General features: G+C 68.4%; 16 protein-coding genes. 9 read left to right on the forward strand and 7 right to left on the reverse strand.

Annotated elements, in window-relative coordinates; all coding sequences use genetic code 11:
* Positions 1 to 173: 173 nt before the first annotated feature.
* The 9 genes from ACIBO2_RS40060 (at position 174) to ACIBO2_RS40100 (ending at position 17,132) form a co-directional block, all read left to right on the forward strand.
* On the forward strand, positions 174 to 887 hold the full coding sequence (locus ACIBO2_RS40060; RefSeq protein ID WP_358535602.1) for an alpha/beta fold hydrolase: 714 nt from the start codon (positions 174 to 176) through the stop codon (positions 885 to 887).
* A 2-nt stretch (positions 888 to 889) separates the two neighbouring features.
* Positions 890 to 1,714 (forward strand): mycofactocin-coupled SDR family oxidoreductase, encoded by an 825-nt coding sequence (locus ACIBO2_RS40065; protein WP_397303814.1) that lies wholly within the window; start codon positions 890 to 892, stop codon positions 1,712 to 1,714.
* Positions 1,715 to 1,755: 41 nt separating this feature from the next.
* Positions 1,756 to 4,635, forward strand: coding sequence for an amino acid adenylation domain-containing protein (locus ACIBO2_RS40070; protein WP_397303706.1), 2,880 nt, complete (start codon positions 1,756 to 1,758; stop codon positions 4,633 to 4,635).
* A complete protein-coding gene (locus ACIBO2_RS40075) occupies positions 4,628 to 7,774 on the forward strand; it encodes an amino acid adenylation domain-containing protein (RefSeq protein WP_397303708.1) in 3,147 nt (1,048 codons plus the stop codon). Before ACIBO2_RS40070 ends, ACIBO2_RS40075 begins: the two co-directional genes overlap by 8 nt.
* A 12-nt stretch (positions 7,775 to 7,786) precedes the next feature.
* Positions 7,787 to 13,108, forward strand: a complete 5,322-nt coding sequence (locus ACIBO2_RS40080) for an amino acid adenylation domain-containing protein (RefSeq protein ID WP_397303710.1) — start codon at positions 7,787 to 7,789, stop codon at positions 13,106 to 13,108.
* Position 13,109: 1 nt separating this feature from the next.
* Positions 13,110 to 13,859, forward strand: coding sequence for an AzlC family ABC transporter permease (locus ACIBO2_RS40085; protein WP_358535610.1), 750 nt, complete (start codon positions 13,110 to 13,112; stop codon positions 13,857 to 13,859).
* Positions 13,856 to 14,176: an AzlD domain-containing protein gene (locus tag ACIBO2_RS40090; RefSeq protein WP_358174246.1), complete on the forward strand. Its 321-nt coding sequence runs from the start codon at positions 13,856 to 13,858 to the stop codon at positions 14,174 to 14,176. The genes ACIBO2_RS40085 and ACIBO2_RS40090 overlap by 4 nt, the downstream gene beginning before the upstream one ends.
* A gap of 243 nt (positions 14,177 to 14,419) precedes the next feature.
* On the forward strand, positions 14,420 to 15,961 hold the full coding sequence (locus ACIBO2_RS40095; protein WP_397303713.1) for an AbgT family transporter: 1,542 nt from the start codon (positions 14,420 to 14,422) through the stop codon (positions 15,959 to 15,961).
* Positions 15,962 to 15,992: 31 nt separating this feature from the next.
* Positions 15,993 to 17,132: a M20 family metallopeptidase gene (locus ACIBO2_RS40100; protein ID WP_397303715.1), complete on the forward strand. Its 1,140-nt coding sequence runs from the start codon at positions 15,993 to 15,995 to the stop codon at positions 17,130 to 17,132.
* An 8-nt stretch (positions 17,133 to 17,140) separates the two neighbouring features.
* On the opposite strand, the gene ACIBO2_RS40105 is transcribed toward ACIBO2_RS40100, so the two are convergent.
* The 7 genes from ACIBO2_RS40105 to ACIBO2_RS40135 form a co-directional block, all read right to left on the reverse strand.
* The gene (locus ACIBO2_RS40105; protein WP_397303717.1) at positions 17,141 to 17,410 is read right to left on the reverse strand and encodes a hypothetical protein; all 270 of its coding nucleotides are present in this window, start codon (positions 17,408 to 17,410) and stop codon (positions 17,141 to 17,143) included.
* Between the two features lie 29 nt (positions 17,411 to 17,439).
* Positions 17,440 to 17,838, reverse strand: a complete 399-nt coding sequence (locus ACIBO2_RS40110) for a hypothetical protein (protein WP_397303718.1) — start codon at positions 17,836 to 17,838, stop codon at positions 17,440 to 17,442.
* 256 nt (positions 17,839 to 18,094) lie between these two features.
* On the reverse strand, positions 18,095 to 18,253 hold the full coding sequence (locus ACIBO2_RS40115) for a hypothetical protein (protein ID WP_397303720.1): 159 nt from the start codon (positions 18,251 to 18,253) through the stop codon (positions 18,095 to 18,097).
* Between the two features lie 428 nt (positions 18,254 to 18,681).
* Entirely contained in the window at positions 18,682 to 20,883 is a 2,202-nt protein-coding gene (locus ACIBO2_RS40120; RefSeq protein WP_397303721.1) for a hypothetical protein, read from the reverse strand.
* The gene (locus ACIBO2_RS40125; RefSeq protein WP_393478448.1) at positions 20,880 to 21,122 is read right to left on the reverse strand and encodes a hypothetical protein; all 243 of its coding nucleotides are present in this window, start codon (positions 21,120 to 21,122) and stop codon (positions 20,880 to 20,882) included. The genes ACIBO2_RS40120 and ACIBO2_RS40125 overlap by 4 nt, the downstream gene beginning before the upstream one ends.
* A gap of 746 nt (positions 21,123 to 21,868) precedes the next feature.
* Positions 21,869 to 22,084 (reverse strand): DUF397 domain-containing protein, encoded by a 216-nt coding sequence (locus ACIBO2_RS40130; protein ID WP_397303723.1) that lies wholly within the window; start codon positions 22,082 to 22,084, stop codon positions 21,869 to 21,871.
* Positions 22,072 to 22,896 (reverse strand): helix-turn-helix domain-containing protein, encoded by an 825-nt coding sequence (locus ACIBO2_RS40135; protein ID WP_397303725.1) that lies wholly within the window; start codon positions 22,894 to 22,896, stop codon positions 22,072 to 22,074. Before ACIBO2_RS40135 ends, ACIBO2_RS40130 begins: the two co-directional genes overlap by 13 nt.
* Between the last annotated feature and the right edge of the window lie 71 nt (positions 22,897 to 22,967).

Below are 22,967 nucleotides of genomic sequence, written 5' to 3' on the forward strand. Positions count from 1 at the left end.
AACCTTAAGTGTTTGTTAGATCGCAGATGTGGATCTTGACGCTGTCGATCAAGGATGCATACGTTCGGTGACGTTTCGCGACTGTTCGCAGCGCCGTGACCATCGACGCCGTGACGGGCGATGCGATCCACCCCCCACAGCCGAGACACCGTCTACAGACGGGAGAACGGATCATGGAACCCACCTACCTCATCTGCCTGCCCTTCGCCGGGGCCGGCGCCTCCTTCTTCAAGGGATGGCAGCGCTACCTGGCCGAGGGCCTGAGCATCCTGCCGGTGCAACTGCCCGGCCGTGAGGAGCGCTTCGTCGAACCTCCGCACACCGATGCCGCCCGCGCCGCGGACGAGGCGTGCTCGCAGGTGCTGCAGCGAATCGGTCCCGGTTCCCGGGTGGCCGTCTTCGGCCACAGCCTCGGGGCGGTGCTGGCGTACGAGCTGGCGCACCGGCTCAGCGGCGTGACCGGCTTGCGGCTCGCCCGCCTGTACGTCAGCGGTTCCCCCGGGCCGTGGAGCGGGCGGGAGAGCCGCGCCACCGGCCTGGATGACGAGGCGTTCCTGGCCCGGATCCGTTCCTTCGCCGGATACTCGCACCCGGCCCTGGAGGACCCGGAGATGCGGGCGCTGCTGTTGCCCATGCTGCGCGCCGACGTCGAACTGCACGAGAGCTACCGTCCCCAGTCCGACAAGCCGCTGTCCACACCGATCACCGCCGTTCACGGCCTCGACGACGAGCTGGTGGACATGGCGATGATCGCCGAGTGGGAGCGGGCCACCAGCGCCGGGTTCAACACCGTCGAGCTCGACGGAGGGCACATGTACCTGGCCGATGATCCAGCTCCCCTGCTACGGCTGATCGGCGCCGACCTGGCGACGCCGGAAGAGCGGTGACGATGCGCCTGTCCGGGAAGACGGCCGTCATCACCGGCGCGGCCCGCGGGCTGGGCCGGGCCAGCGCCCGGATGTTCGCGCGGGAGGGCGCCGACCTGGTGCTGCTCGACGTCGCGCGTGACCTGCCAGGGGTGCCGTACGCGCTCGGCTCGGCCAGTCAGCTCGAATACACGGCCGAACTCTGCCGGGAGTTCGGCGTCTCCGTCATGACCAGGCAGGCCGACGTACGGGAGACGCACGAAGTCGAGGCCGCGGTGTCCATGGCGATCGGGCGCTTCGGCCGCATCGACGTCCTCGTCAACAACGCGGGCATCGCCGCTCCTTCCGGCAAGATGGCGCACGAGATCGACGAGCACGAGTGGCAGTTGATGATCGACGTCGATCTCTCCGGTGCGTGGCGCGCCATCCGCGCGGTCGGCAAACTGATGGTCGAGCAGCGCTCCGGCAGCATCGTCAACATCGCCTCGACCGCCGGGCTGGTGGGATATCGGCACTTCGCCGGATACGTGGCCGCCAAGCACGGTCTCATCGGCCTGACCAAGGCCGTCGCGCTCGACTACGCCCCGCGCAAGGTCCGGGTCAACGCCGTGTGCCCTGGCTCCGTCCGCGATGACCCCCAGGTCGAGGGCCGGATGCTGGCGGAGATCGCGCGTTCGCTCGACGTGCCGGTGGGCGAGCACGAGGAGGCCTTCGTGCAGGCCCAGCCCATGAACACCCTCATCGAGCCGGACGACGTCGCCTCGGCCGCCTTATGGCTGGCCTCCGACGAATCCCGGCAGGTCACCGGCAGCGTACTCACCGTCGACGGCGGCTTCACCGCACGCTGACGCCCGCACCTTCACCACGACCACGCTCTGGAGATCACCGCGTGCCCCGAACCGATCTCATCCCCCCGGACCGCTCGCCCTCCGCACACTGCCATGCCCGGCGCGTCAGGCTGCCCGATGGCGTTGGTGCCACCTGGCTGGCCGGACTCTTCGAACGCGCGGTCCGCACCTGGTGGGGGGACACGCCTGATCGGCTGCCCCGGCTCTGGGACGAGCGGGTTCCGGCCGCCTGCGACTCCGCGGTGGCGGGCCGCCGCGTCGAGGCCGAACTGCACCGTCCTTTGGACGCGGAGGGCGCCTTGCTGCGCGCGGTGCTGCTGCGGTACGCGGACGGGCCCGCCGACCTCGTGCTCGTCGCCCATCGCGCCAATCTCGACGCGCTGTCACTGCGCACGGTGGCCGATGTGCTCACCGGTCGGGCTCGGTATGAGGAGGCCACGTACGAGAAGGCAGGTCACGCCGCCGCGGACGCCGAGACGCTCAAAAGATGGCGGGAAGCGGATTTTTCCGGACGTATTGCGTGGGCCAGTGGCGACGACACGGCGGGTGACCGTACCGGCCTGGTCACCGTGGCGATAAGCGAGGCCGGACCGGACGTGCCGGCCACGATGGCGGCGGCGGTCGGGCTGGTGCTCGGGCGGTACGAGAACCAGGAGAGTCCGGTCGTCGGCGTGCTCGGCCCCGTGCCCGAGCGGCCGGAAGGAGCGCTGGGCGCGTTCGACGCCGGGCTCCTGCTGGCACTGGACCTTTCGGGCGCGCGCACCGCAGGGGAGCTGGTGGCCGAGATCGCCCAAGCCCTGGCCTCGTACGGCGGGCGGTGCGACGGGCGGCAGTACGCCGAACTCCTCGCGGAGACCGGCGGCCGGGTCGTGGCCGGTCTGCTCACCGACGGGCCGGCGGAGAGCGGGTCCGGTACGTACGTTTCCTGCCAGACAGCCCCGTTCCCGCTCACGATCGTGCCCGGTCGCACCCCGGACGGCGGCCTTCAGCTGGTGCTACGCCATCGGCTGGAAGACGTGGACGCCGACTCGGCCAGGCGCTTCGCCCGCCACGTCGTCCGCGCCTACGAGCAGCTGGTCAACGCGCCCGCCGGTCTGGTCCCCGCCGACGTCGAGCTGATGGACGAGGCGGAGACACGGCAGGTGGTCGCCCTCGGCCGTCCGGCACGGCGGCTGGACTGGCGGCCGGAGCGGATCGACGACGTGTTCGCCGCCCGCGTGGCGGAGCGTCCCGACGCGGTGGCGCTCACCTGCGAGGGCCGCTCCCTGACCTACGCGGAACTGGACGCGCGCGCCGCCCGCTTCACCGCCGCCCTCCTCGACCGGGGCGTGCGTCCGGGGGAGCGCGTCGGTGTCTGCCTCGGACGCACACCCGATCTCGTGGTCGCCATGCTGGCCGTGCTCAAGGCGGACGCGGTGTACGTGCCCATGGATCCGGCCTACCCGGCCGACCGGCTGGCGTTCACGGCTCAGGACGCGGCCTTGCGCATCGTCATCGCGGACCAGGACTTTCCCGGCGGCGGGTCGGCGAGCGTGGTCAGGCCCGAGGAGCTGGAGACCCACGACGGCGAGGCGGGCCGTGCCCGTCCAGAGCGGCGGGGGCCGGGCGAGGCCGCGTACGTCATCTACACCTCGGGCTCGACCGGGCGCCCGAAAGGCGTCGTGGTGCCGCATCGCAACGTCGTCGCCCTGCTGTCGGCCACCCGTGACGATTTCGGGCTCGGTCCCGGTGACACCTGGACGCTCTTCCACTCCAGCGCGTTCGACTTCTCCGTCTGGGAGATCTGGGGAGCGCTGCTCACCGGTGCCCGGCTGGTCGTGGTGCCGTACTGGGTCTCTCGCTCGCCCGAGGAGTTCCGCGAGCTGCTGGCGCGCGAGCGTGTCACCGTGCTGAACCAGACGCCGTCGGCGTTCGCCCAGCTCATGGAGGCCGACCGGCGGCAGGACGAGCGGCTGGCGGTCCGGCTGGTGATCTTCGGCGGTGAGCCGCTGGACGCCCGGCCCTTGCGGGCCTGGTTCGACCGGTATCCGGAGGATCGGTGCCGGCTGGTCAACATGTACGGCATCACGGAGACGACGGTGCACGTGACGGCCCAGAACGTGACCCGCCGTGAGGCGATGACCGGGTCGCGGTCCGTGGGGCACGCCCTGCCCGGCTGGCACCTGTACGTCCTCGACGAGCGCGGCCGTCCCGTGCCGTGCGGTGTCCCCGGCGAGATCCACGTCGGGGGAGACGGGGTCGCCTTGGAGTACCTGGGCCGTCCCGAGCTGACCGCGCGGCGCTTCCTGCCCGATCCGTTCACCATGGGCCGCGTCTACCGCAGCGGCGACCGGGGCAGGCTGCTGCCCGATGGCCGGCTGGAGCACCTCGGCCGTCTCGATACCCAGGTCAAGCTGCGCGGATTCCGCGTCGAGCTGGACGAGATCCGCCACGTCCTGCTGGACGACCCCGCCGTTACGGCGGCCGCCGTGGTGCTGAACGGCGAGCGGGACGCCGCGGGAGCGCGCATCGACGCGTACGTGGTGCCGGCCGGCGGCGATCCGGCGGCGATCCGGCAACGGGCCGCCAAGGTGTTGCCGGAGCACATGCTGCCCGCCACCATCACGCCTCTCGACACACTGCCCCTCACCGCCAACGGCAAGCTCGACGTTCGCGGGCTTCCCGCGCCGGTCGTCGCGCCCGCCGCCCCGATCCGGGCTCCGTCAGGTGAGCTGGCGGGCGCGCTCGCCGCGGTGTGGGAGTCGGTGCTCGGCGTTCCTGTCGGTCCCGACGACAACTTCTTCGAGCTCGGCGGCAACTCCCTGTACGCCATGCGGGTGGCGGCGGCCATGCGCGACCGCGGCCTGCCCGCCTTTCCGATGCGCGAGCTGTACCTGCACCCGACGGTGAACGGCCTCGCGGGGGTGATCTCCCATGAGTGACCGGCTGCTGGACGGCTGCGACGACACGGCCACGGACTATCCCCGAGACAGCCGCGTCGAGCGGCTCTTCGCCGAGCAGGCCGAGGCGGCGCCCGGCCACCCGGCCGTGGTGCACGGAGATACCACGCTCACCTACGCCGAGCTGCACCACCGCAGCACGCTGCTGGCCCAGAAGCTACGCCGCGATGGGCTGCGTCCCGCCGAACCGGTGGCGCTGCTGCTGCCGCGTACTCCCGACCTGATCGTCGCGGCGCTCGCCGTGCTTAAGGCCGGCGGGTTCTACGTGCCGATGGACCCCGCCCATCCTTCGGATCGGATCTCCCAGCTGATCGAGGACAGCGGCGCCGGCTTCCTGCTGACCACGCGAGAGCTGACCACGCTGCTGACCACGCGAGAGCCGGCCCGCGGGCAGGCCATCGCGGTGGACGCCCAGGACTGGTCGGCCGAACCCGAGGTGGACGTCCCCGCGCCGGGCGGCGCGTCGGACGTCGCGTACCTGATGTACACCTCGGGGACCACCGGACGGCCCAAGGGTGTCCTGGTCCCGCATCGCGGCATCGTCCGTCTGGTGCGGGGCGTCGGCTATGTACGGCTCGACGCCACGGCCAGGATCGCGCAGATCGGGGCGACCGGTTTCGACGCTTCCGTCTGGGAGACCTGGGCCGCCCTGCTCTGCGGTGGGACCGTGCACATCCTCGACCGGGAGACGTTCCTCGACGGCGCGGAGCTGAGGCGGGCGCTGGCGGACGGGGGGATCACCACGGCGCTCTTCACCTCCGCGCTGTTCGGCCAGCTCGCGGGCGAGGACCCGACCGTGTTCGGGCCGCTGCGGGACCTGCTGGTCGGAGGTGACGTGCTCTCGGCCAAGCACGCCAGGTCCGTGCTGCGGGCCAATCCGGGACTGCGGCTCGTCAACGCGTACGGGCCGACCGAGAACGCGGTCATCTCCACCTGCCACGAGGTTCGCGAGCCGATCGGCGAACGCGTGCCCATCGGCCGCCCAGTGCCCAATACCAGCGCGTACGTGCTCGACCAGGACAGACAACCGCTTCCAGCGGGCGTCGCCGGCGAGCTGTACGTCGGCGGTGATGGGCTGGCGCTCGGCTACCACGGGCGCCCCGACCTGACCGCGTGCGCCTTCGTCCCCCACCCTTTCCGGCCAGGAGAGCTTCTCTACCGGACCGGCGACCGGGCGCGCAGGCTGCCGGACGGGTCGATCGACTTCCTCGGCAGGACGGATCACCAGGTCAAGGTGCGCGGTCTGCGCGTCGAGCCGGGCGAGGTCGAGGCCGCGCTGCTGGCCCGCCCCGGAGTGCGCGAGGCGGTGGTGGTGGAGCGGCGCGCTCCGGATTCGTCCGACGGCCACTTGCGCGCGTACGTCTCGGGCGAGCGGTCCCTGGAACCGGAGCGACTGCGGACGGAGATCGAGCGCGTGCTGCCCGCTCACATGGTGCCCGCCCGGATCGTGGTGCTGCCCGCGCTGCCGCTGAACGTCAACGGGAAGGTGGACCGAGCCGCGCTGCCCGAGCCGATCCCCGCGGGCGGCGGGACGGCTGGGGACGAGCTTGAGCGAGAGCTCGTCGAGCTGTGGGAGGACGTCCTCGGCGTGCGCGGGATCGGCGTCGACGAGCCGCTCGACCGGCTGGGCGGCAGCTCCCTCACCGCGACCCGGCTGGCCGCCAGGGTGCGGAAGAGGTTCGGGGTGGCTTGCCCGGTCTCGGCCGTGCTGGCGGTCCGTACGGTGTCAGCGCTGGCCGACCTGGTCCGTGCCGCGGACCGTGCCGACGTGGTGGGGCCGCGTCCGTACCAGGCCACCGAGCGGACCCCGCTGTCACCCCAGCAGAAGGGCGTCTATGTCGAGCAGATCAAGGACCCGTGCGGCACCCAGTACAACCTGCCGATCGTCGTCGACCTCCCTGGCCGGATGGACGCCGGACGGGTGCGCGCCGCTCTGGCGACTCTCGTCGAGCGGCACGAGGTCCTGCGCACCGACGTGGCCGTGGGCGACGACGGGCAGCCGTACCAGCGCGTTCACGAGGTGCTTCGTACGACGCTGGATGAGGTCGGCCTGTTTCGCGGGGCGAATCTCGACGGCTGGACCGAGAGGTGGATCCGCGCCTTCGACGTCCATCAGGCCCCCCTGTGGCGTGCGGCCCTGGCGCGGCACGACCATGGGACCCGGCTGGTGCTGGACATTCACCACCTCCTCACCGACGGCCGCTCGCTCGCCCTCCTGATGGCCGAGTGGGCGGCGCTGCTCAGGGGCGAGCCGCTCCCCGAGGTGGAGCTGCGTTACCGGGACTTCGCGCAGTGGGCGAACGGGCCGGAGCGGCGCGCGCTGTCCGAGACCCAGCGTGGCTTCTGGGCCGAGACGTTCGCGCGGCCGATCAAACCTCTCGACCTGCCCATCGACCTGCCCCGGCCCGCGGTCCGCCGGACGGAGGGGGACCACCTGCCGTTCGCGTTCGGCGCGGAGCGCAGCCACGCGGTCAGGGAGCTGGCCCGCGCCGAGGGGGTGACGGCGTTCCAGGTGCTCCTGGCCGTGTACACCGTCTTCCTCGGGCAGGTGAGCGGGGGCGACGACGTGACGGTCGGGACGCCCTTTTCCGGACGGCACCTGCCGGGGGTGGATCGGGTTCAGGGGATGTTCGTCAACACCCTGTGCCTGCGCGCGTACCCGGCCCCCGAGCTGCCGTTCCGCGCGTATCTGCGAGCCGTGGCCCGGCACGCGTTGGCGGCCGGCGACCACCAGGATCACGCGTTCGACGCCCTGGTGGCGATGCGGGGCGAGCATGACTTCAGCCGCCACCCGCTCTTCGACGCGTTCTTCGCGATGCAGGACACGGGGCTGCACCAGGTGGACTTCCTCGGCGCTCGGCCCCGGTGGCGGCCGGAGGCCACCCGGCGCACGATCTTCGACCTGGACCTGCAGATCGAGGACTCACCCGACGGGTACGAGGCCCGGCTGGCGTACGCCACGAACCTCTTCCTGCGCCCCACCGTGGAGACGTTCCGGGATGAGTTCCTGTCCTTGCTCGACACGGCACTCGCCGAACCGGACACGCCGCTCGGCGAGCTAGGCCGGACGCCTTCGGCCCGGCCCGGCCCGCCCGCGCTCGCGTTCGACTTCGACTTCTGAACTGGAGGGGCCATGCAGTCCATCGAGACCCTGGGCAGGCTCAAGGTCGCGGCCGCGAAGCGTCGCCGCGAGGGGGCGTTCTGGCGCGCCCAGCTCGCGGCGCTGCCCGAGCGCACCAGCTTCCCGTCCGACGTCCAGTCCGACACTCCGCCCGGCTTCCCGTCCGACACGCACGGTGGCTCGGCAGGGGAGGCGGCGCGCGCGGTGACCGCGCTCGACCTCGGCCCCGAACTGACCGCCAGACTCGGCAAGCTGGCCCGAGGCCAGGACATCGCCCTGCGTTCCGTGCTGATCGCCGTGATAGGCGCGTTGCTCCAGCGTTACGGCGGCGGCGAGGAGTCCGTGCTGGCCACCGCTCCCGTCCCCGTGCCCGGCAGTCCAGCGCCGCTGGCCTCCTCGCTGGTGCTGCGGCTGCCGGTCACCCGGGACACCACGCTGCGCGGGCTGCTGGGCGAGGTCGGGGACCGGCTGCGGGCCGCGATCGAACACCAGGACTACCCTCTTGAGCTGCTCGCCGCCGAGTTCGGGACCGCGGCGGCGGAGGGGGACGACCCTTTCGCCGACGTGCTCGTGGACGCGGTACGCGACGAGGCGGATCCCGCCGGGCGGCCCGGCTTCCCGCTCGCCTTCGCCTTCGTACGCGGGCAGGCCGGGCTGTCTCTGGAACTGCGGCACCGGACCGGCACGCACGGCCCCGGCGCCGCCCGGCGGCTTCTCACGCACTGCGTGATGCTGCTCGACCAGGCCACCGCCTCGCCCGACACGGCGATGGCCGCCTTCGACCTGCGGTCCGACGACGATCTGGCGCTGATCGACGAGGCGAACGACACGGACGCCGCCTTCGAGGACACGGTGCGGCTCGACGAGCTGTTCAGCCGCCAGGTCACCGCGACCCCTGACGCCGTGGCCGTGGTGGGCGACGGCTTCCTGCTCACGTACGCCGAGCTGAACGCGCGCGCCAATCGCCTGGCGCACACGCTGCGCGCCCGCGGAGTGGGCCGCGACGACCTCGTGGCCGTGCTGGCGGATCGCTCGCCGGAGATGCTCGTCGCCGTCTACGCCGTGCTGAAGGCGGGGGGCGCGTACCTGCCGATCGACCCGGGCAACCCGCGCGACCGCATCGCGTACATCCTCCATGACAGCGCCGCCCGCCTCGTCCTCACCCAGCCCCGCCACCAGGAGCTGGTCGGCGACGGCGTCGCCGTCCTGGACCTCATGGACGAGGGGGCCTACGCGCAGGAGGTGAGCACGCCGCCGGTCGAGGGCGGCGCCCGCGACCTCGCGTATGTCATCTACACCTCGGGTTCGACCGGTGCTCCCAAGGGCGTGCGGATCGAGCACCGGTCGGTGGTCAACCGCATCGGCTGGATGCAGAAGGCGTACCCGATCGGCTCCACGGACGTCATCATGCAGAAGACGCCCACGTCGTTCGACGTCTCGGTGTGGGAGCTGTTCTGGTGGACGTTCGCGGGGGCGTCGGTGTGCCTGCCCGAGCCCGGCGCGGAGCGGGAACCGGAGGCGCTGACCGCGGCGGTCGAGCGGCACGGCGTCACCACGATGCACTTCGTGCCGTCCATGCTCGGGGCCTTCCTCGACTTCGTCGCGGGAACGGGTGAGCAGTGGCGGCTGGGCACCTTGCGGCAGGTGTTCGCCAGCGGCGAGGCGCTGGCGGCCCACCACGTGCGACGCTTCCACGAAGTGGTCACGGGTTGCCGGCTGATCAACCTGTACGGGCCCACCGAGGCGGCCGTCGACGTCACCCACTACGCCTGCCACGGCCGCGAGAACATGGTGCCGATCGGGCGGCCGGTCGACAACACGCGCGTCCACGTGCTCGACGCGGACCTGCGACCCCAGCCCGTCGGCGTCCCGGGGGAGCTGTGCGTCGCCGGGGTCCAGCTGGCCCGCGGATACCTGTGTCGCCCCGAACTGACGGCCGAACGCTTCGTCGCCGCGCCCCAAGCGGGCGAGGAGCGCGTCTACCGTACGGGGGACCTGGCCCGCAGGCTGGCCGACGGCGGCATCGAGTACCTGGGCCGCATCGACCACCAGGTCAAGCTGCGGGGATACCGCATCGAACCGGGTGAGATCGAGGAGCGGCTGCGGCAGCACGCCGCCGTGAGGGACGCCGTCGTCATCCCCCGGGGACAGGATCATCTGTGCGGTTACGTCGTGGCAGCCGAGCCCCTGCCCGAGGATGAGCTCAAGGAGCACCTGAGGCGCACGCTACCGGAGTACATGGTCCCCGCCCGCCTCGTCACGCTCGCCGCGTTCCCGCTCAGTCCGAGTGGCAAGCTGGACCGCCGCGCGCTTCCCGACCCCGGCGAACCTGCCCGCGCGGTGGACCACGTCGCCCCGCGCACGCCGCAGGAGGCGGACCTGGCCCGCGTCTGGGCCGAGGTGCTCGGCGTCGCATCGGTCGGTGTGCACGACAACTTCTTCGCGCTCGGCGGCAACTCGATCCACTTCGTCACCGTGCTGGCCAGGGCACGCGCGTGCGGCCTCGACTTCACCTTCCAGCAGCTCTTCGAGAATCCGACCATCGCGAGTCTGGTCGCTCTCGCGCGGGACGCGGATCAGGCGACGCGCCCGCTCGGGCCGTTCGAGCTGCTGACGCCCGAGGACCGGGCGAAGATCCCGGCCGGGGTGGTCGACGCCTATCCGATGACGCAGCTCCAGGCGGGACTGGTCTTTCAGAGCGAACTGTCACACAACACAGTCGAATATCACGACATCATCAGCTACACGATCCAGAGCTCGTTCGACGCCGGCTGCTTCGAGCGGGCCGTCCGGCACATCGTCGCCGCGAACCCGATCTTCCGTACCAGCTACCACCTCACCGGCTACAGCGAGTACCTGCAAGTCGTCCACGAGGACGCGCCGGCACCGCTGTACATCGCCGACCTGCGCGGAATGAACGAGGACGAACAGGACGCCTGGTACCACGTATGGGCGGAGCGGGAGAAGGCTCATCGCTTCGTCTGGACCGAGCCCGGTCTCGTCCGGTTGCACGTGCACGTGCTCGGCGACGACCTGTTCCGCTACACGCTCAGCCAGCACAACTCCGCGCTGGACGGCTGGAGCATCACCCTGGTGCACACCACGCTGTTCGACGCCTACTACCGGCTGCTCGACGGACGGCCGCTGCCGGAGGTGGAGCCGGACGGGTACGCGCGCGACTACGTCTCACTGGAGCGCCGCTCCCTCGCCGACGAGGGCCACCGTTCCTACTGGGCGGGCGTGCTCGAAGGCAGCACCTTCGCCGAGGTGCCCCGCACGAGGGAATCGGCGTCGCCGGACGTCTTCCCCGTCGTGTTCCACGAGGTGGAGTTCCCGCGCGGCCTGTCCGACCGGATCGTGGCGCTGGCCGGGGCGCTGTCCGTGCCGGTCAAGAACGTCGCGATGGCCGCGCACGTCAAGGTCCTCTCCCTGATCACCGGCGAGCGCGACGTCATGACCGGGTACGAGCACAGCGGCCGGCCCGAGGCGGAGGGCGCCACCCGCTCGATCGGCCTGTTCCTCAACACGGTGCCCTTCCGGGTGCGCACGGGCGAGGGCTCCTGGGAGAGCCTCGTGCGCGACGTCTACCGGGCCGAGGTCGAACTGCTTCCCGCGCGGCGATACCCGATGGCGCGGATGAAGCACGACCTGGGGACACAACAGGCGCTGTTCGAGACGGCCTTCAACTTCACGCACTTCTATCTGCTCAGGGAGTTGGAGGCGCTCGACGGCTTCTCCCTGCTCGACGTGCGGGCCAACTCGGAGACGGAGTTCGTGCTGCGTGCCGAATTCTCCCGGCACTTCATCACCGACGAGGTACGGCTCAGCCTGCACTACCACGCCCACCTCTTCGAGCCCTGGCAGGTGGCGCGGATGGGGGCGTACTACATCGCCGCGTTCGAGCAGATGACAGCCGATCCGGCCGCCCTCCATCACCTCGCCGATCTGCTGCCCGGCGAGGAGAGCGCGGCGCTGATCACGATGGAACAGAGCGAGAGTGTCCTGCCGAAGCTGGCAGACCATTATCGGGCGCGGGTCGTCGACGAACACGGCCTGCGGGTGCCCTTCGCCACGCCGGGGCGGATCGTGCTGATCGCCAACGGGACCACGATCCCCACCACAGGTGTGTACGGACGCCGCATGCCCGGCGGCCTTGAGTTGTTCCAGGCACCCCGAAGCCTGACGTTTCACCGTTCCGAAGAGCGGAGTGCCGCAGGGGAGACGGGCCGTCACCCCAGCCGTCACCCCGGCCCTCGCCCCAGCCGTCGTCCCACCGGAGCGGTGGGACCGCGCATCGCGGAGGTGTGGTCCAGGGTGCTCGACGTGCCGCTGGAGCAGATCACCCTCGACGGCAACTTCTTCGAGCTCGGCGGCAGCTCGCTGTCGGCCATGCGGGTGGTCATGGAGCTGGAGGGGCTCGTGTCGCTCACCGACCTGATGCGCAACTCCACCCTGGGACCGCTGTGTGAGGTGGCCGAGGCTCGTCTTCGCTCGCTGTCGGCCGACCCCGACCTCGGTCTGCTTCGCTCGCTGTCGGCCGACCCCGACCGAGCCCGGTCCGTCCTCGTGTGCTTTCCCTACGCGGCCGGCAACGCCGTCAACTTCGAGCCGCTGGCCACCGCCCTCGACAAGGCGGGCGCCGACGTGGCCGTCTATGGCGTGGAGCTGCCGGGCCACGACCCCGGCCATCCGGACGAGCCCTTCCTGCCCATCGAGGAGGCGGCGCGGCGGGTGGTGGAAGAGATCCGCGGTCTCGCCGACCGGCCCGTGGTCCTCTGGGGCCACTGCGTCGGCTCGGCTCTGGCCATCGAGACCGCACGCCTGATGGAAGCGGCCGGAATCGCGCCGCTCCACGTCTTCGTGGCCGGAAAGCTGCTGCACGACGCCCGGACCACTCGCGAGTCCATGGAGCGGGTGGACGCGATGACGGATGAGGACATCGTGCGCTGGCTCGTCGAGGCGACCGGGTACTCCGGGCTCGACGTGCTCTCACCCGAGCAGGCGGCCTTCGTCACCAGGACGTTCCGGCACGACTCCGGCTCGGCCAACGGCTATCTGCTGGCGGCGGCCGAGCGAGGGCCCGTGGCCAGGCTGCGCGCGCCGCTCACGGTCGTCCATGCCTCGGACGATCCGCTGACCCCTGACCACCGGCGGAGGTACGAGGACTGGTCGCTGTTCGCCGATCGGCCGCGGCTCGTGGAGCTCGGGCCCTTCGGCCACTACTTCTGCCGGACGGCCCCGGACGCGGTGGCCACACTGCTGCACGGGTTGGCACCACGTACGAAAGACCAGCCGGTTTCATTTACGGAAGATCAACGGAGCGAAGCGCACTGACATGACCACCACGAACACCCCCCAGGCGGTCACACCGTTGACCCCCGGCCAGCAGTACCTCGCCGGAGCGAGGAGCATGGTGCCGTTCCTCGCCTCGGCCATTCCCATGGGCATCGCCGGAGGCGTACTCGGACTGTCGAGCGGGCTCTCCGGCTGGGCGACCCTGGGCCTGGCGATGGCCGTGAACTCCGGCACCGCCCAGTTCGTCGGCTTCGCCCTCATCGCCGGCGGCACGGGCTGGGCCGCGATCATCCTCACCACGCTCATCCTGGGGCTCCGGATGCTCCTCTACTCCACCATCCTGATCCCGTACATCAAGGAAGTGCCCCAGCGGTGGCGGGTGCTGCTCGGGTTCGGGCTGATCGACGAGGTCTTCTTCGTGGCGATCGAACGGCTGAGGAAGGGCGAGCTCACCCACAACAAGCACATGTTCTTCCTCGGGGCGTCCTCACTGCTGTACGTCACCTGGATGCTGTGCACGGCGATCGGCATGTCCCTCGGCTCGGCCGTCCCGGACGTGCGGGGGCTCGGACTGGACTTCCCGGTGACCGCCATGTTCATCGCCATGCTCGCGATCGGGCTGGCGAACTGGCGCGTGGCCGCGGCCATCTGCGCCGCGGGGGTGACCGTGATGCTGGCGCGGGGCCTGCCGTACAACCTCGGCGTCGTGCTGGCCGCGGTGGTGGGAGCGGTGGTGGGGGCCGCGTGCGAGTACGCGGCGAAGACGAGGACGAAGGAGATCGCCCGATGAGCATGGCGCTGCTGATCCTCGGCATGGGGTTGTGCAGTTTCCTGCCGCGCTACCTGCCGCTGGCCCTCTTCGCCGACAGGGAGATGCCACCGCTGGCGGAGACGCTGCTCAGGTACACGCCGCCGGCCGTGCTGGCCGCACTGGTGTTCCCGGCCGTTCTCGCGCCCTCGGGGAACGGCGTCGAGCTGACCCTGACGAACCCTTATCTGATAGGCGGAGCGGTCACCTTCGCCGTGGGTCTGGTGTCGAAAAGGTTCCTGCTCGTGACAGCAGTCGGAATTGTCGCTTTCTATCTCAGCCGCTGGCTTGTCGGCTGAATGTTATAGGCGTCTTAAGTTTGTCGAAATTCATTTGACACCCGACATCGTTCGGGCGCTTTCGCATGCCTTTTTACCTGCTCTCAACTGGTGAGACATCCTTGACAATCAGCTATTGCGAGATGATCCTGCCGCCGTTAAAGTATGGCCCGCAGGTGCGGACTCGCAATAAAGAGACGGGGCATCTTTCGCGTTCGGTCTGTGCCTCAGGCGAAACGACCAAGAAAGGATGACCGGGTCTCCATGACGACCGTCTCCGCTGAGAAAGAATCACGTGCCTTAAACGTGACCATGCGCGTGCTGAACAGCGTCGAACGCGCCGGTAATAAGCTGCCTCATCCGTTCTGGCTCTTCATCATCCTGAGCGTCGTGCTCATGGCGCTGAGCTGGATCCTGTCGGCGGCCGGAGTGTCGGCGGTCAACCCCGCCGACAAGACGACCGTCGCGGTGAAGAACCTGTTGTCGAGCGAGGGCGTCACGCTGATGCTCGGCGACGCCATCAAGAGCTTCACCACCTTCCCCCCACTGGGCACGATCCTGGTGGTCATGCTCGGCGTCGCGGTGGCCGACAGAGCTGGGTTGCTCTCGGCGGTCCTGCGCCGGGGCGTCTCCCGCGTGCCGGCCCGGTGGGTCACCTTCGCACTCGCCTTCACCGGCATGGTCTCCCACGTGGCCGCCGACTCGGCGTACATCGTGCTGATCCCGCTGGGCGGCCTGGCCTTCTACGCGGTCGGCCGCAGTCCGATCGTCGGCGTCGTGGTCGCGTTCGTCTCGGTCGCGGCTGGCTTCGACGCCAGCCCGGTGGTCACCCCGCTCGACGTCATCCTGGGTGGCATCACCACCGACGCCGCGCACACCATCGACCCGAGCTACACCGTCACCCCGCTGGCCAACTACTTCTTCTCCATCGGCTCGTCGGTCGTGCTGTCCATCGTCATCACCGTGGTGACGGAGACGATCCTCACCAAGCGGGCGGCGAGCATGCCGATCGACGAGGACGCCGAAGTGGGCGACCTCGGCGCGCTGGAACTGTCCGACAAGGAGCGGCGCGGGCTGCGCTGGTCCGGCGTCGCGCTGCTGGTGATCGCCGCGCTGATCGCGCTGTCCATCATCCCGGCCGACTCCCCGCTCCGCGGCGAGGGCGGCAGCCTGGTCACCGGCCCGCTGCTGAACGCGATCTCCGTCATGCTCGGCGTCGCCTTCTGCCTCGTCGGCATCGTGTACGGCCGCGTCGCCGGCACCATCAAGAGCGGCAACGACGTGCCCACGTTCATGGCCGAGGGCATGCGCGAGATGGCGCCGGTCCTCGTGCTGTTCTTCGCCATCTCCCAGTTCCTGGCCTACTTCAAGTGGACCGGCATCGGCACGATCGTCGCCATCAACGGCGCGGACCTGCTGAAATCCGCCGGGATCAACGGCCCGATGATCTTTGTCGGCATCCTGATCATCGTCACCTTCATCAACCTGCTGATCACCAGCGGCTCCGCCCAGTGGGCGCTGGTCGGCCCGGTCTTCGTGCCGATGCTGATGCTGCTGAAGATCTCGCCGGAGGCCACCCAGGCGGTCTACCGCATCGCCGACTCCTGCACCAACGCCCTCAGCCCGATGAGCCCCTACTTCGTGCTGGTCCTCGGCTTCATCCAGCGCTACCGCAAATCAGCCGGCATCGGCACGCTGATCGCCCTCACCATGCCGCTGTGCCTGATCATGCTCGTGGTCTGGACACTGTTCTTCCTGGCCTGGTGGGCACTCGGCATCCCGCTGGGCCCCGGCGTCCCCTCCTAACTCTCCTCACTCTTAGCGAAAGGATCCTTTAGTGACACCGGCTCCCGTGTGGACCCGCCAGGCGCTCCCCTCCATGCTCGACGATCTGCGTATGCTCGTCGAGCTGGAAAGCCCGAGCAGCGACAAACAGCTCCTGGACGGGGCACTCGACGCGATCTTCCGCTGGGCGGTGGACCGCGCCGGGGAGCCGGACGAGTTCACCCGTCACGACGGCGGCCAGTACGGCGACGTGCTGGAACTGACCTACCAGGGCACCGCCCCCGGCTTCGTCCTGCTGGTCGGCCACTACGACACCGTGTGGCCGGTCGGCACCCTCGCCGACTGGCCGTGGCAGATCACCGACGGCGTCATCAGCGCACCCGGCGTCTTCGACATGAAGACGGGCCTCGTCCAGGCGGTCTGGGCGGTACGCGGGCTGCGCGAGCTGGGCCTGCCGCATCCCACGGTCCGCCTGCTGTTCAACGGCGACGAGGAGATCGGCAGCCCGGCCTCCCGCGCCCGCATCGAGGCTGCCAGCGCCGGGGCGCTGGCCAGCCTGGTCTTCGAGGGTGCCATAGACGGCGCGGTCAAAACCTCCCGCAAGGGCGTCGGCATCTTCCAGGTGTCCGTCACCGGGATCGAGGCCCATGCCGGCCTCGATCCCACCGCCGGTGCCAGCGCCATCCACGCCATGGCCGACCTGATCACCCAGATCGCCGCCCTGGGCGCCCCCTCGCTCGGCACGACGGTCAACGTCGGCCTGGTCAGCGGCGGCACCGGCACTAACGTCACCGCAGGTCAGGCAACCTGCGGCATCGACGTACGCGTTTCCGACCCGGCCGAGATGGCCCGGGTGGACGCCGCACTCACCTCGCTGCGCGCCCCCGACCCTCGGGTCTCCGTGACGCTCTCCGGCGAATGGAACCGGCCGCCCATGACACCCAACCCCGCCTCCCAGGACCTGTACGCCAGGACGTACAAGGTGGCGATCGAGCACGGCTGGGACCTCCGCGAGGCGGGCGTCGGCGGGGCCAGCGACGCCAACTTCATCTCAGCCCTGGGGCGGCCCGTCCTCGACGGACTCGGTCCGGTCGGAGCGGGATCCCACTCGCGGGGGGAGCATGCCATCATCGAATACATCCCCGAGCGCACCGCCCTGACCATCGGGCTCATCGCGGGCTTTGCCAGCTAGTCGCCTCATCACGCGACCTTGGCCGGATAACTGGGCCGGGTAGCGCTGTGGGACGTCGGCGTGGACGCAGTCACCACGTCGGCCTCGCCCGGGGCGATCATCTCCGCGGTCAACCGCGCGTCGCGCTGACGCGCGGGTCCTGGAGCCAGCGACTCGGCCTCGCTCAGTTGTGGCGCTGCTCCGATCCACGGTGAAGGGCCGAGCCAGTCGTCGATTGTCATGTACAGGTCAGTGATCAGGGTGTTGAGGTCTATCTGATCCTCAACACCCTTTGTCATTTCCCGAACGACTCAGGGCCTATTCGTCGCTAGGCGCCGTCCTTGTCCAGCAGCCGATCGAGTGTGCGCCCCACGTCGGTCATTCTGCGGTGCAGCGAGTCGAGTCTGCCCACCATCTGCTCCTGAGCGGATGTGAGCTGCTCGAGGGTGTGCCGGCGAAGGCCGGCGATCTCGTCTCCGAGAGCTGCGAAGTCCTGGGACGTCTCCGCCTTGATGCTGGCGATTTCAACTCTTATCCGGGCAACGGCGACCGCCGTTGAGGCGATGGCGGTGTGTATGCCTTCCACGCATGGGCAGCCGTTTGTCGGGAGGCTCGCATGTTGACGCCGCGCGCGAGGGCCGCGATAGGCCCCATTACGGGAACGCGCTGTTGCTTCGACGGCTGCCGCGCGGCGTTTCGCGTCGCGGCTCTCCGCCTCTTCGTTCATGTACCCCTACCTTTTCTACCTTTTCGGTAGCTGGAAGGAATCCCGACCCTGATGGCCGAGACCACTTTGTGTGAGCACATCGTCGCAAAGAGTTACTGTCGATGACGCACGGTCCTCGGAATCTCGGGTGTGGTTTTATTCATCGCGGTGTGGCAGAGATGCATCTGAGTCCGATTTTGGGCTCAAGTGAATGTGTCGTGAGTGGGGCACTCTGGGACGCAACGGGCTGGCTGGATTTTGGCGGCGATGCCGCTTGCTAGGCGCCAGGAGTGCAGTTGTACAGGTGGCCGTAGCGGGTTTGGGCGATGCGCATGAGTTCGGTCAGGTCTTTGATCGCGTCCCTGCCTTTGGCGACTTGGGCCAGGCCGATGTCGATCAATCGGTCCTTGCCGTCGCAGCTAAACTTCGCGCTCACTTGGAACGGCTGGTCGGGGACTGATGCATTCGGCAGGTGCGCGGCCAAGCCGTCGCCGAGATCGCTAGGGAGCGGGACCCCGCCGTGCCTTGTGTATACCTGGCGCCTGTCATCCAGCAAGAGGTCCAGATGCTCTCGGGGCATCCCGGGGCTCTCCTGCATCCATCTCACGTCCAGAGGCCTAGGGTTCGTATCAGGAGCCCAGCAGTCGCCGTTCTTCTCATTGCCGTCGGTTTTCTCCGCGAGAGGTCCACTCACACCAGTGACAACGCGAAATGCCTGCTCGGGGATGAGTTTGCAGACGTATGGTGCGGAATCCGCGACAGGTTGAGGGGCTGGGGCGGGTGTGGAGATGATGTCGTTTGACGGAGTGCAGGCTGCAGTGAGCAAAGCGAGAGCAACCAGAGCGACGGGCAGACGAGAATGCCTCACTTGCCATCTCCAGAGGGTGGGGTCTCGAGGCCGAGATAGTCGTCCACCTCGCTGGTACTGCGAAAGGTGTTTTTGAAGCGATCGTGCAGGTCGCTACTCCCTCCGGTTGTGCGAGTCCACGCGAGGAACTGGCTGTATTCCTTCGAAGTCATCTCGGCGAAGGGTTTGAGCGTCGGCGGGGTTCCGGTCGCGAACACCCGATCCTTCATATCGAGCCCGTCAAGCAGTCCCTTGTTCAGCATGGCTGTGGCGACCATCTGCTCCGCCAGCCTCTCCACCGCCAACCGGTTGTCCGCCAGTGTGCGATACGTGTCATCCAAGCCTCGCCGGTGTTCGGACATCTGCTGGGCGACCCGGTTGGCGATCTCGTCACGCGCAGCCCCGGCGAGCCTGTCGTACTCCTTGCCGATCAGTTCGCTGAAGGCGCCGGTGGCCAATTGGCCCACCTGCTTGGCGCCTGGCACCGGGAGCAGCCCAATCGCATCGCCCACCATGGTCTTCAGCGACTCGTCCGCCTTCTTGTCGTCCAGCCCTTGGGCGATCAGCGCTTGGCGGCGAGTCTCCACGATGAAAGTGAAGGGAAGCGCCTCCTCCACGGTGCGGTCCACTAGGAACTGCTTGATGTCAGCCGTGTCGACCCGCCCATTTTTGTCGAAGTCGAACTTCTTGACGTCGGCCTTCGTGAAACCGAGCCGCTCGGCATTGGAAGCGTTGAGGCCGACTGGAGCCACGGTGTCCAGCGCCGCTCGCATATGTTCAGTCTGTGCTCTCACCAGCGCCTCAAACCCGGCGTCGTGGGAGGCGGCCAGCACCAGCGCATAGGTCAGGTCTTTAGCCGCGACGTTGCCAAAGGCCTCATGGTTCACGAGGAGCTTAGAGAACTGGTCGATGTTGGCCGCGATCGCGCGGGCCAGGGGGTAGCTCAGGGGAGCGAAACGATCGAACGTCTCTCTGTTCTTTATCTCCAGATTTCCGTTCTCCCCTTTGCCGAAGGCAGGGCGGACCTCGTCGGCGACGGTCTTCATCATCTCGGCCGCCAGCCTCTGGGAGGTCTCGTCCCGGCCGGTCGTCGCCGTCACCAGCAGGTCATTGAACGGCGCGTAGTCGCCCAGATAGCGAGAGGAACCCCACCGTGTCGTCAGCAGATAGTGCAGCACGGATTCCTTCCACCCGGCCGGGGTCTGGTCCAGCAGAGCATGGGACGCCTCCCGGCTGGACTTTGCTGCATGGAAAAGATCGTCCACCAACGATGAGGCCTTCGCGCCTGGATTGCCCGCATGCGTTCCCGGCCTCAGCATGGTGCCAAGGCCGAGCGCGCCCGCTAGGTCGACTATGGGAACCTGGGCTCCCGCGAACATCCGGCCCAGCAGGTCCTTACTCGCTGCCCATTCATCCTTACGCTGCTCGAATTCGTAGACGATCACGTCACGCCCGACGACCTCCATGAACTCCTTCGAGTACGGCGGCTTCCCGTCGTGGGCACGCCAGATGAGCGCCTGAGCCTGGTAACCCGTGTACTTCGTGTCGCCGGACTTCTGCTGGGCCCGGCCCTCCCTCACCAAGTCCTTGAGGAATTCGGCGCCCATGTACGCGGGATTCTTCGGATCGGTTCCCCTGGCCAGAGCCGCGCTCAGCATGCGCAGAGCGTCCTTGCCCTGGCCGGAGAGCTGGGCCAGGAGATCGGAGTCCCCGTGGGTCCCGGCGTCGCGCAACCGCGCGGCGAGAGAGCCAGGCAGCCGCGTCACGCCCTGGGCGCCCAGCGTGCCCAGGAACGCCTTGACGAACTCGGAGTCTCCGGTCCGCGCCGCGTATTTCTTCAGCTCGACCAGCGCCTTGGCGTTCCCATCTGCGGCGTTCAGCGCGGCGCGACCAGCCAACGTTCCGTCCAGCAGGCCCTTGGCGGCCTCCAGGCCATCGGGCATCTCAAGGAAGCTTCCGACGGCCGTACTCATGCCGAAGGTGACCTTCTGCCGCTGCAGCTCGTGAACCAGTTTCTGCCGCCGCCGCAGGTCCTCGGCCTGTGTGGTAACACGTCCGGCCAACTGCCGCAGCCGAGCCGCCGGAGAAGTGTCGAGCCCGGCGCCCTGCAATTCGCTGTGAAGGGCCTGCGCCAGCTCCTCCAGCCGCCTGGCGGCCTCGGTGTGCTTTCCCGCCATCGCGTCGAATTCGGACGGCTTCACTCCGGTGAACTCCGTCATGGCTTGTCCGGAAGGGAAGCCAACTTCTGGTTTGCGCTGTGTACGGCCTGCGTGAGCATGTCCTGCAACTCCCGCCGATCGGCGTGGACCTGGGAGTCGAACCGGGCGCCCGTGGGACCCACCCATGCGTCGTTCTCCATCAGGCGGCAGGAAGGATCGAGCGCCCACCAGTGCTCGTCCGAAAGCCGCTGGATCCGTTCCGCCACGGCCCGCATCGCCTCGCGATCGAGGTTGGCCAAGATGATCCCCTTGTACGGCTCGCTGCACCAGAACAGATCAGGAGGCGGCGTCCCTCACGTGGTCACACGGTAATCAACATCGCATCAACAAAACAAGTTTAAGCGCAGTGAAAGGTATGGCGCGTCGGAATTTTGTTATGCAATGGGATGCTTTGCCAGGCTCGATCATGTCGCGTGAGAACCGGCTGTGACCTGCGGGTCTTTCCGTCAGTGAGAATGAAAACTCATTGAGGATTTGCTGAAGCGGTCGAGATGGGACCAGGGCGGGATGGTTGGCGAGTGCACCGTCGCGGACGGGAAGATCATGGCCGCCGGAGGCAGGTCGGGCGGGGAGTGCAACTACGCGCCCACCACGCTCAAACTCCCGGCCGGGCCCGCCTATCGCGGTGGTGGAGTTAAGACAGACGCCCATCAACGTCGACGAGGGCATTGAGCAGGCCAAGCGTTACGCCAGGTAGCTCCAGGCGCCCTTCGCCTACGCGACGAACGGGCTCAAGGTCCATGGGATCGGCCTCGACGCGGGGGTCGGCACAGAGACCGACAGCCACTTTTCGTCGGACGAATTGTGAGCGCTACCACCACTCAAAGGGGGCTCGGTGCGTAGCTCATCATCGTGGAATGCTTGCGCGCATCGCTGCTAACCGCTGCGTTCAAGCTCTAAATCTTCGCGGTGGAGTTCGGTCGCCTTACGGATCAAGGGAAGACTTCCCGCATGAGCGGAGAGTCTTCCCTTTCTGCGAACATATTTACAAGTCGAACTCGCCGTCCTTCACGCCGCCGATGAAGGCGCTCCATTCGCCAGGGGTGAAGATGAGGGCCGGACCGCTGGGGTTTTTGCTGTCACGGAGGCCTCGGTGCCCGCCGGGCAGTTCGGCAACCTCAACACAGTTGCCCCCGTTGCTGCCCGAGCGGGAAGACTTGATCCACGTGGCTGCCCGTAGCTGTTGGCTCAGCTCTTCCATCGCTGCATTGTCTCCTCGATCAAATTCATGGATTCGCGCTGAGAGAGTGCTTCGGAACGAATCCCCTCATATCTGAATGCTAGGGTTCTGACGCTCTCTGTCCAGTCGGTTACCTGGGCGTTGGAAGCGGCTTCGACATACGCCGTGTCAGGGGTGCCGTGTGCTTGAGTGATGGCGAAGCCACCGAGAAGTCCGGTTGTGGAGTAGGCGCTGAGTGGGAGGATCTGGATGGTGATCCGGGGAGCCTGGCCGATTTCGAGAAGGTGCGCGAGCTGTGCGGCCATCACCGAAGGGCTGCCGATCGGGCGATGCAGAACTCCCTCGTCGAGGACTACCCAGAGCATGGGAGGCTTGGGTCGCCGGAGGATTGACTGGCGCTCCATGCGTGCAATCACATGGCTCTCGATCTCCTCCGATGTCACACCGGGTTCCCCGCTCAGCATCGCTCGGGCGTAGTCCTCGGTCTGGAGCAGGCCAGGCACGGCCAGCGGTTCCCAGGTTCGGATCGCTTCTGCCGTGGCCTCCACATCAAGCCAGGGCCGGAACCACGGGGGAGCCGATGCGTGACTGACCATCGGCCAGAGCCGCATCAGCGCTCCTTCCGCCTCCAGCGCCTCGTCGCAGTGGCGGGCGAACTCCTCCGTTGGTGACCGTCTGGCTGTCTCGATCATGCTGATTGTGCCGACGGAGTAGGACACCGCTTTCGACAGACGGATCTGGGACCAGCCTCTGGCCTTGCGGTGTCGCCGCAACTCGAAGCCGAACAGTGCGGTCGGTGAGTCAGTAGGGCATAGCTCGCTTTCCTTGGGCATCTGACCTCCAGGGGGATGGCCACCGTTTCAACACGACCTTCAGCGAAACGGTTGATGGCTTATCGAAGTCA

Source organism: Nonomuraea sp. NPDC050022 (genome assembly GCF_044460705.1).
Lineage (GTDB): Bacteria > Actinomycetota > Actinomycetes > Streptosporangiales > Streptosporangiaceae > Nonomuraea.

Coding starts and splice junctions, on each gene's coding strand:
- ACIBO2_RS40060 (WP_358535602.1), top strand. CDS start 174: ATGGAACCCACCTACCTCATCTGCCTGCCCTTCGCCGGGGCCGGCGCC.
- ACIBO2_RS40065 (WP_397303814.1), top strand. CDS start 890: ATGCGCCTGTCCGGGAAGACGGCCGTCATCACCGGCGCGGCCCGCGGG.
- ACIBO2_RS40075 (WP_397303708.1), top strand. CDS start 4,628: ATGAGTGACCGGCTGCTGGACGGCTGCGACGACACGGCCACGGACTAT.
- ACIBO2_RS40080 (WP_397303710.1), top strand. CDS start 7,787: ATGCAGTCCATCGAGACCCTGGGCAGGCTCAAGGTCGCGGCCGCGAAG.
- ACIBO2_RS40085 (WP_358535610.1), top strand. CDS start 13,110: ATGACCACCACGAACACCCCCCAGGCGGTCACACCGTTGACCCCCGGC.
- ACIBO2_RS40090 (WP_358174246.1), top strand. CDS start 13,856: ATGAGCATGGCGCTGCTGATCCTCGGCATGGGGTTGTGCAGTTTCCTG.
- ACIBO2_RS40095 (WP_397303713.1), top strand. CDS start 14,420: ATGACGACCGTCTCCGCTGAGAAAGAATCACGTGCCTTAAACGTGACC.
- ACIBO2_RS40105 (WP_397303717.1), bottom strand. CDS start 17,410: ATGACAAAGGGTGTTGAGGATCAGATAGACCTCAACACCCTGATCACT.
- ACIBO2_RS40110 (WP_397303718.1), bottom strand. CDS start 17,838: ATGAACGAAGAGGCGGAGAGCCGCGACGCGAAACGCCGCGCGGCAGCC.
- ACIBO2_RS40120 (WP_397303721.1), bottom strand. CDS start 20,883: ATGACGGAGTTCACCGGAGTGAAGCCGTCCGAATTCGACGCGATGGCG.
- ACIBO2_RS40130 (WP_397303723.1), bottom strand. CDS start 22,084: ATGGAAGAGCTGAGCCAACAGCTACGGGCAGCCACGTGGATCAAGTCT.
- ACIBO2_RS40135 (WP_397303725.1), bottom strand. CDS start 22,896: ATGCCCAAGGAAAGCGAGCTATGCCCTACTGACTCACCGACCGCACTG.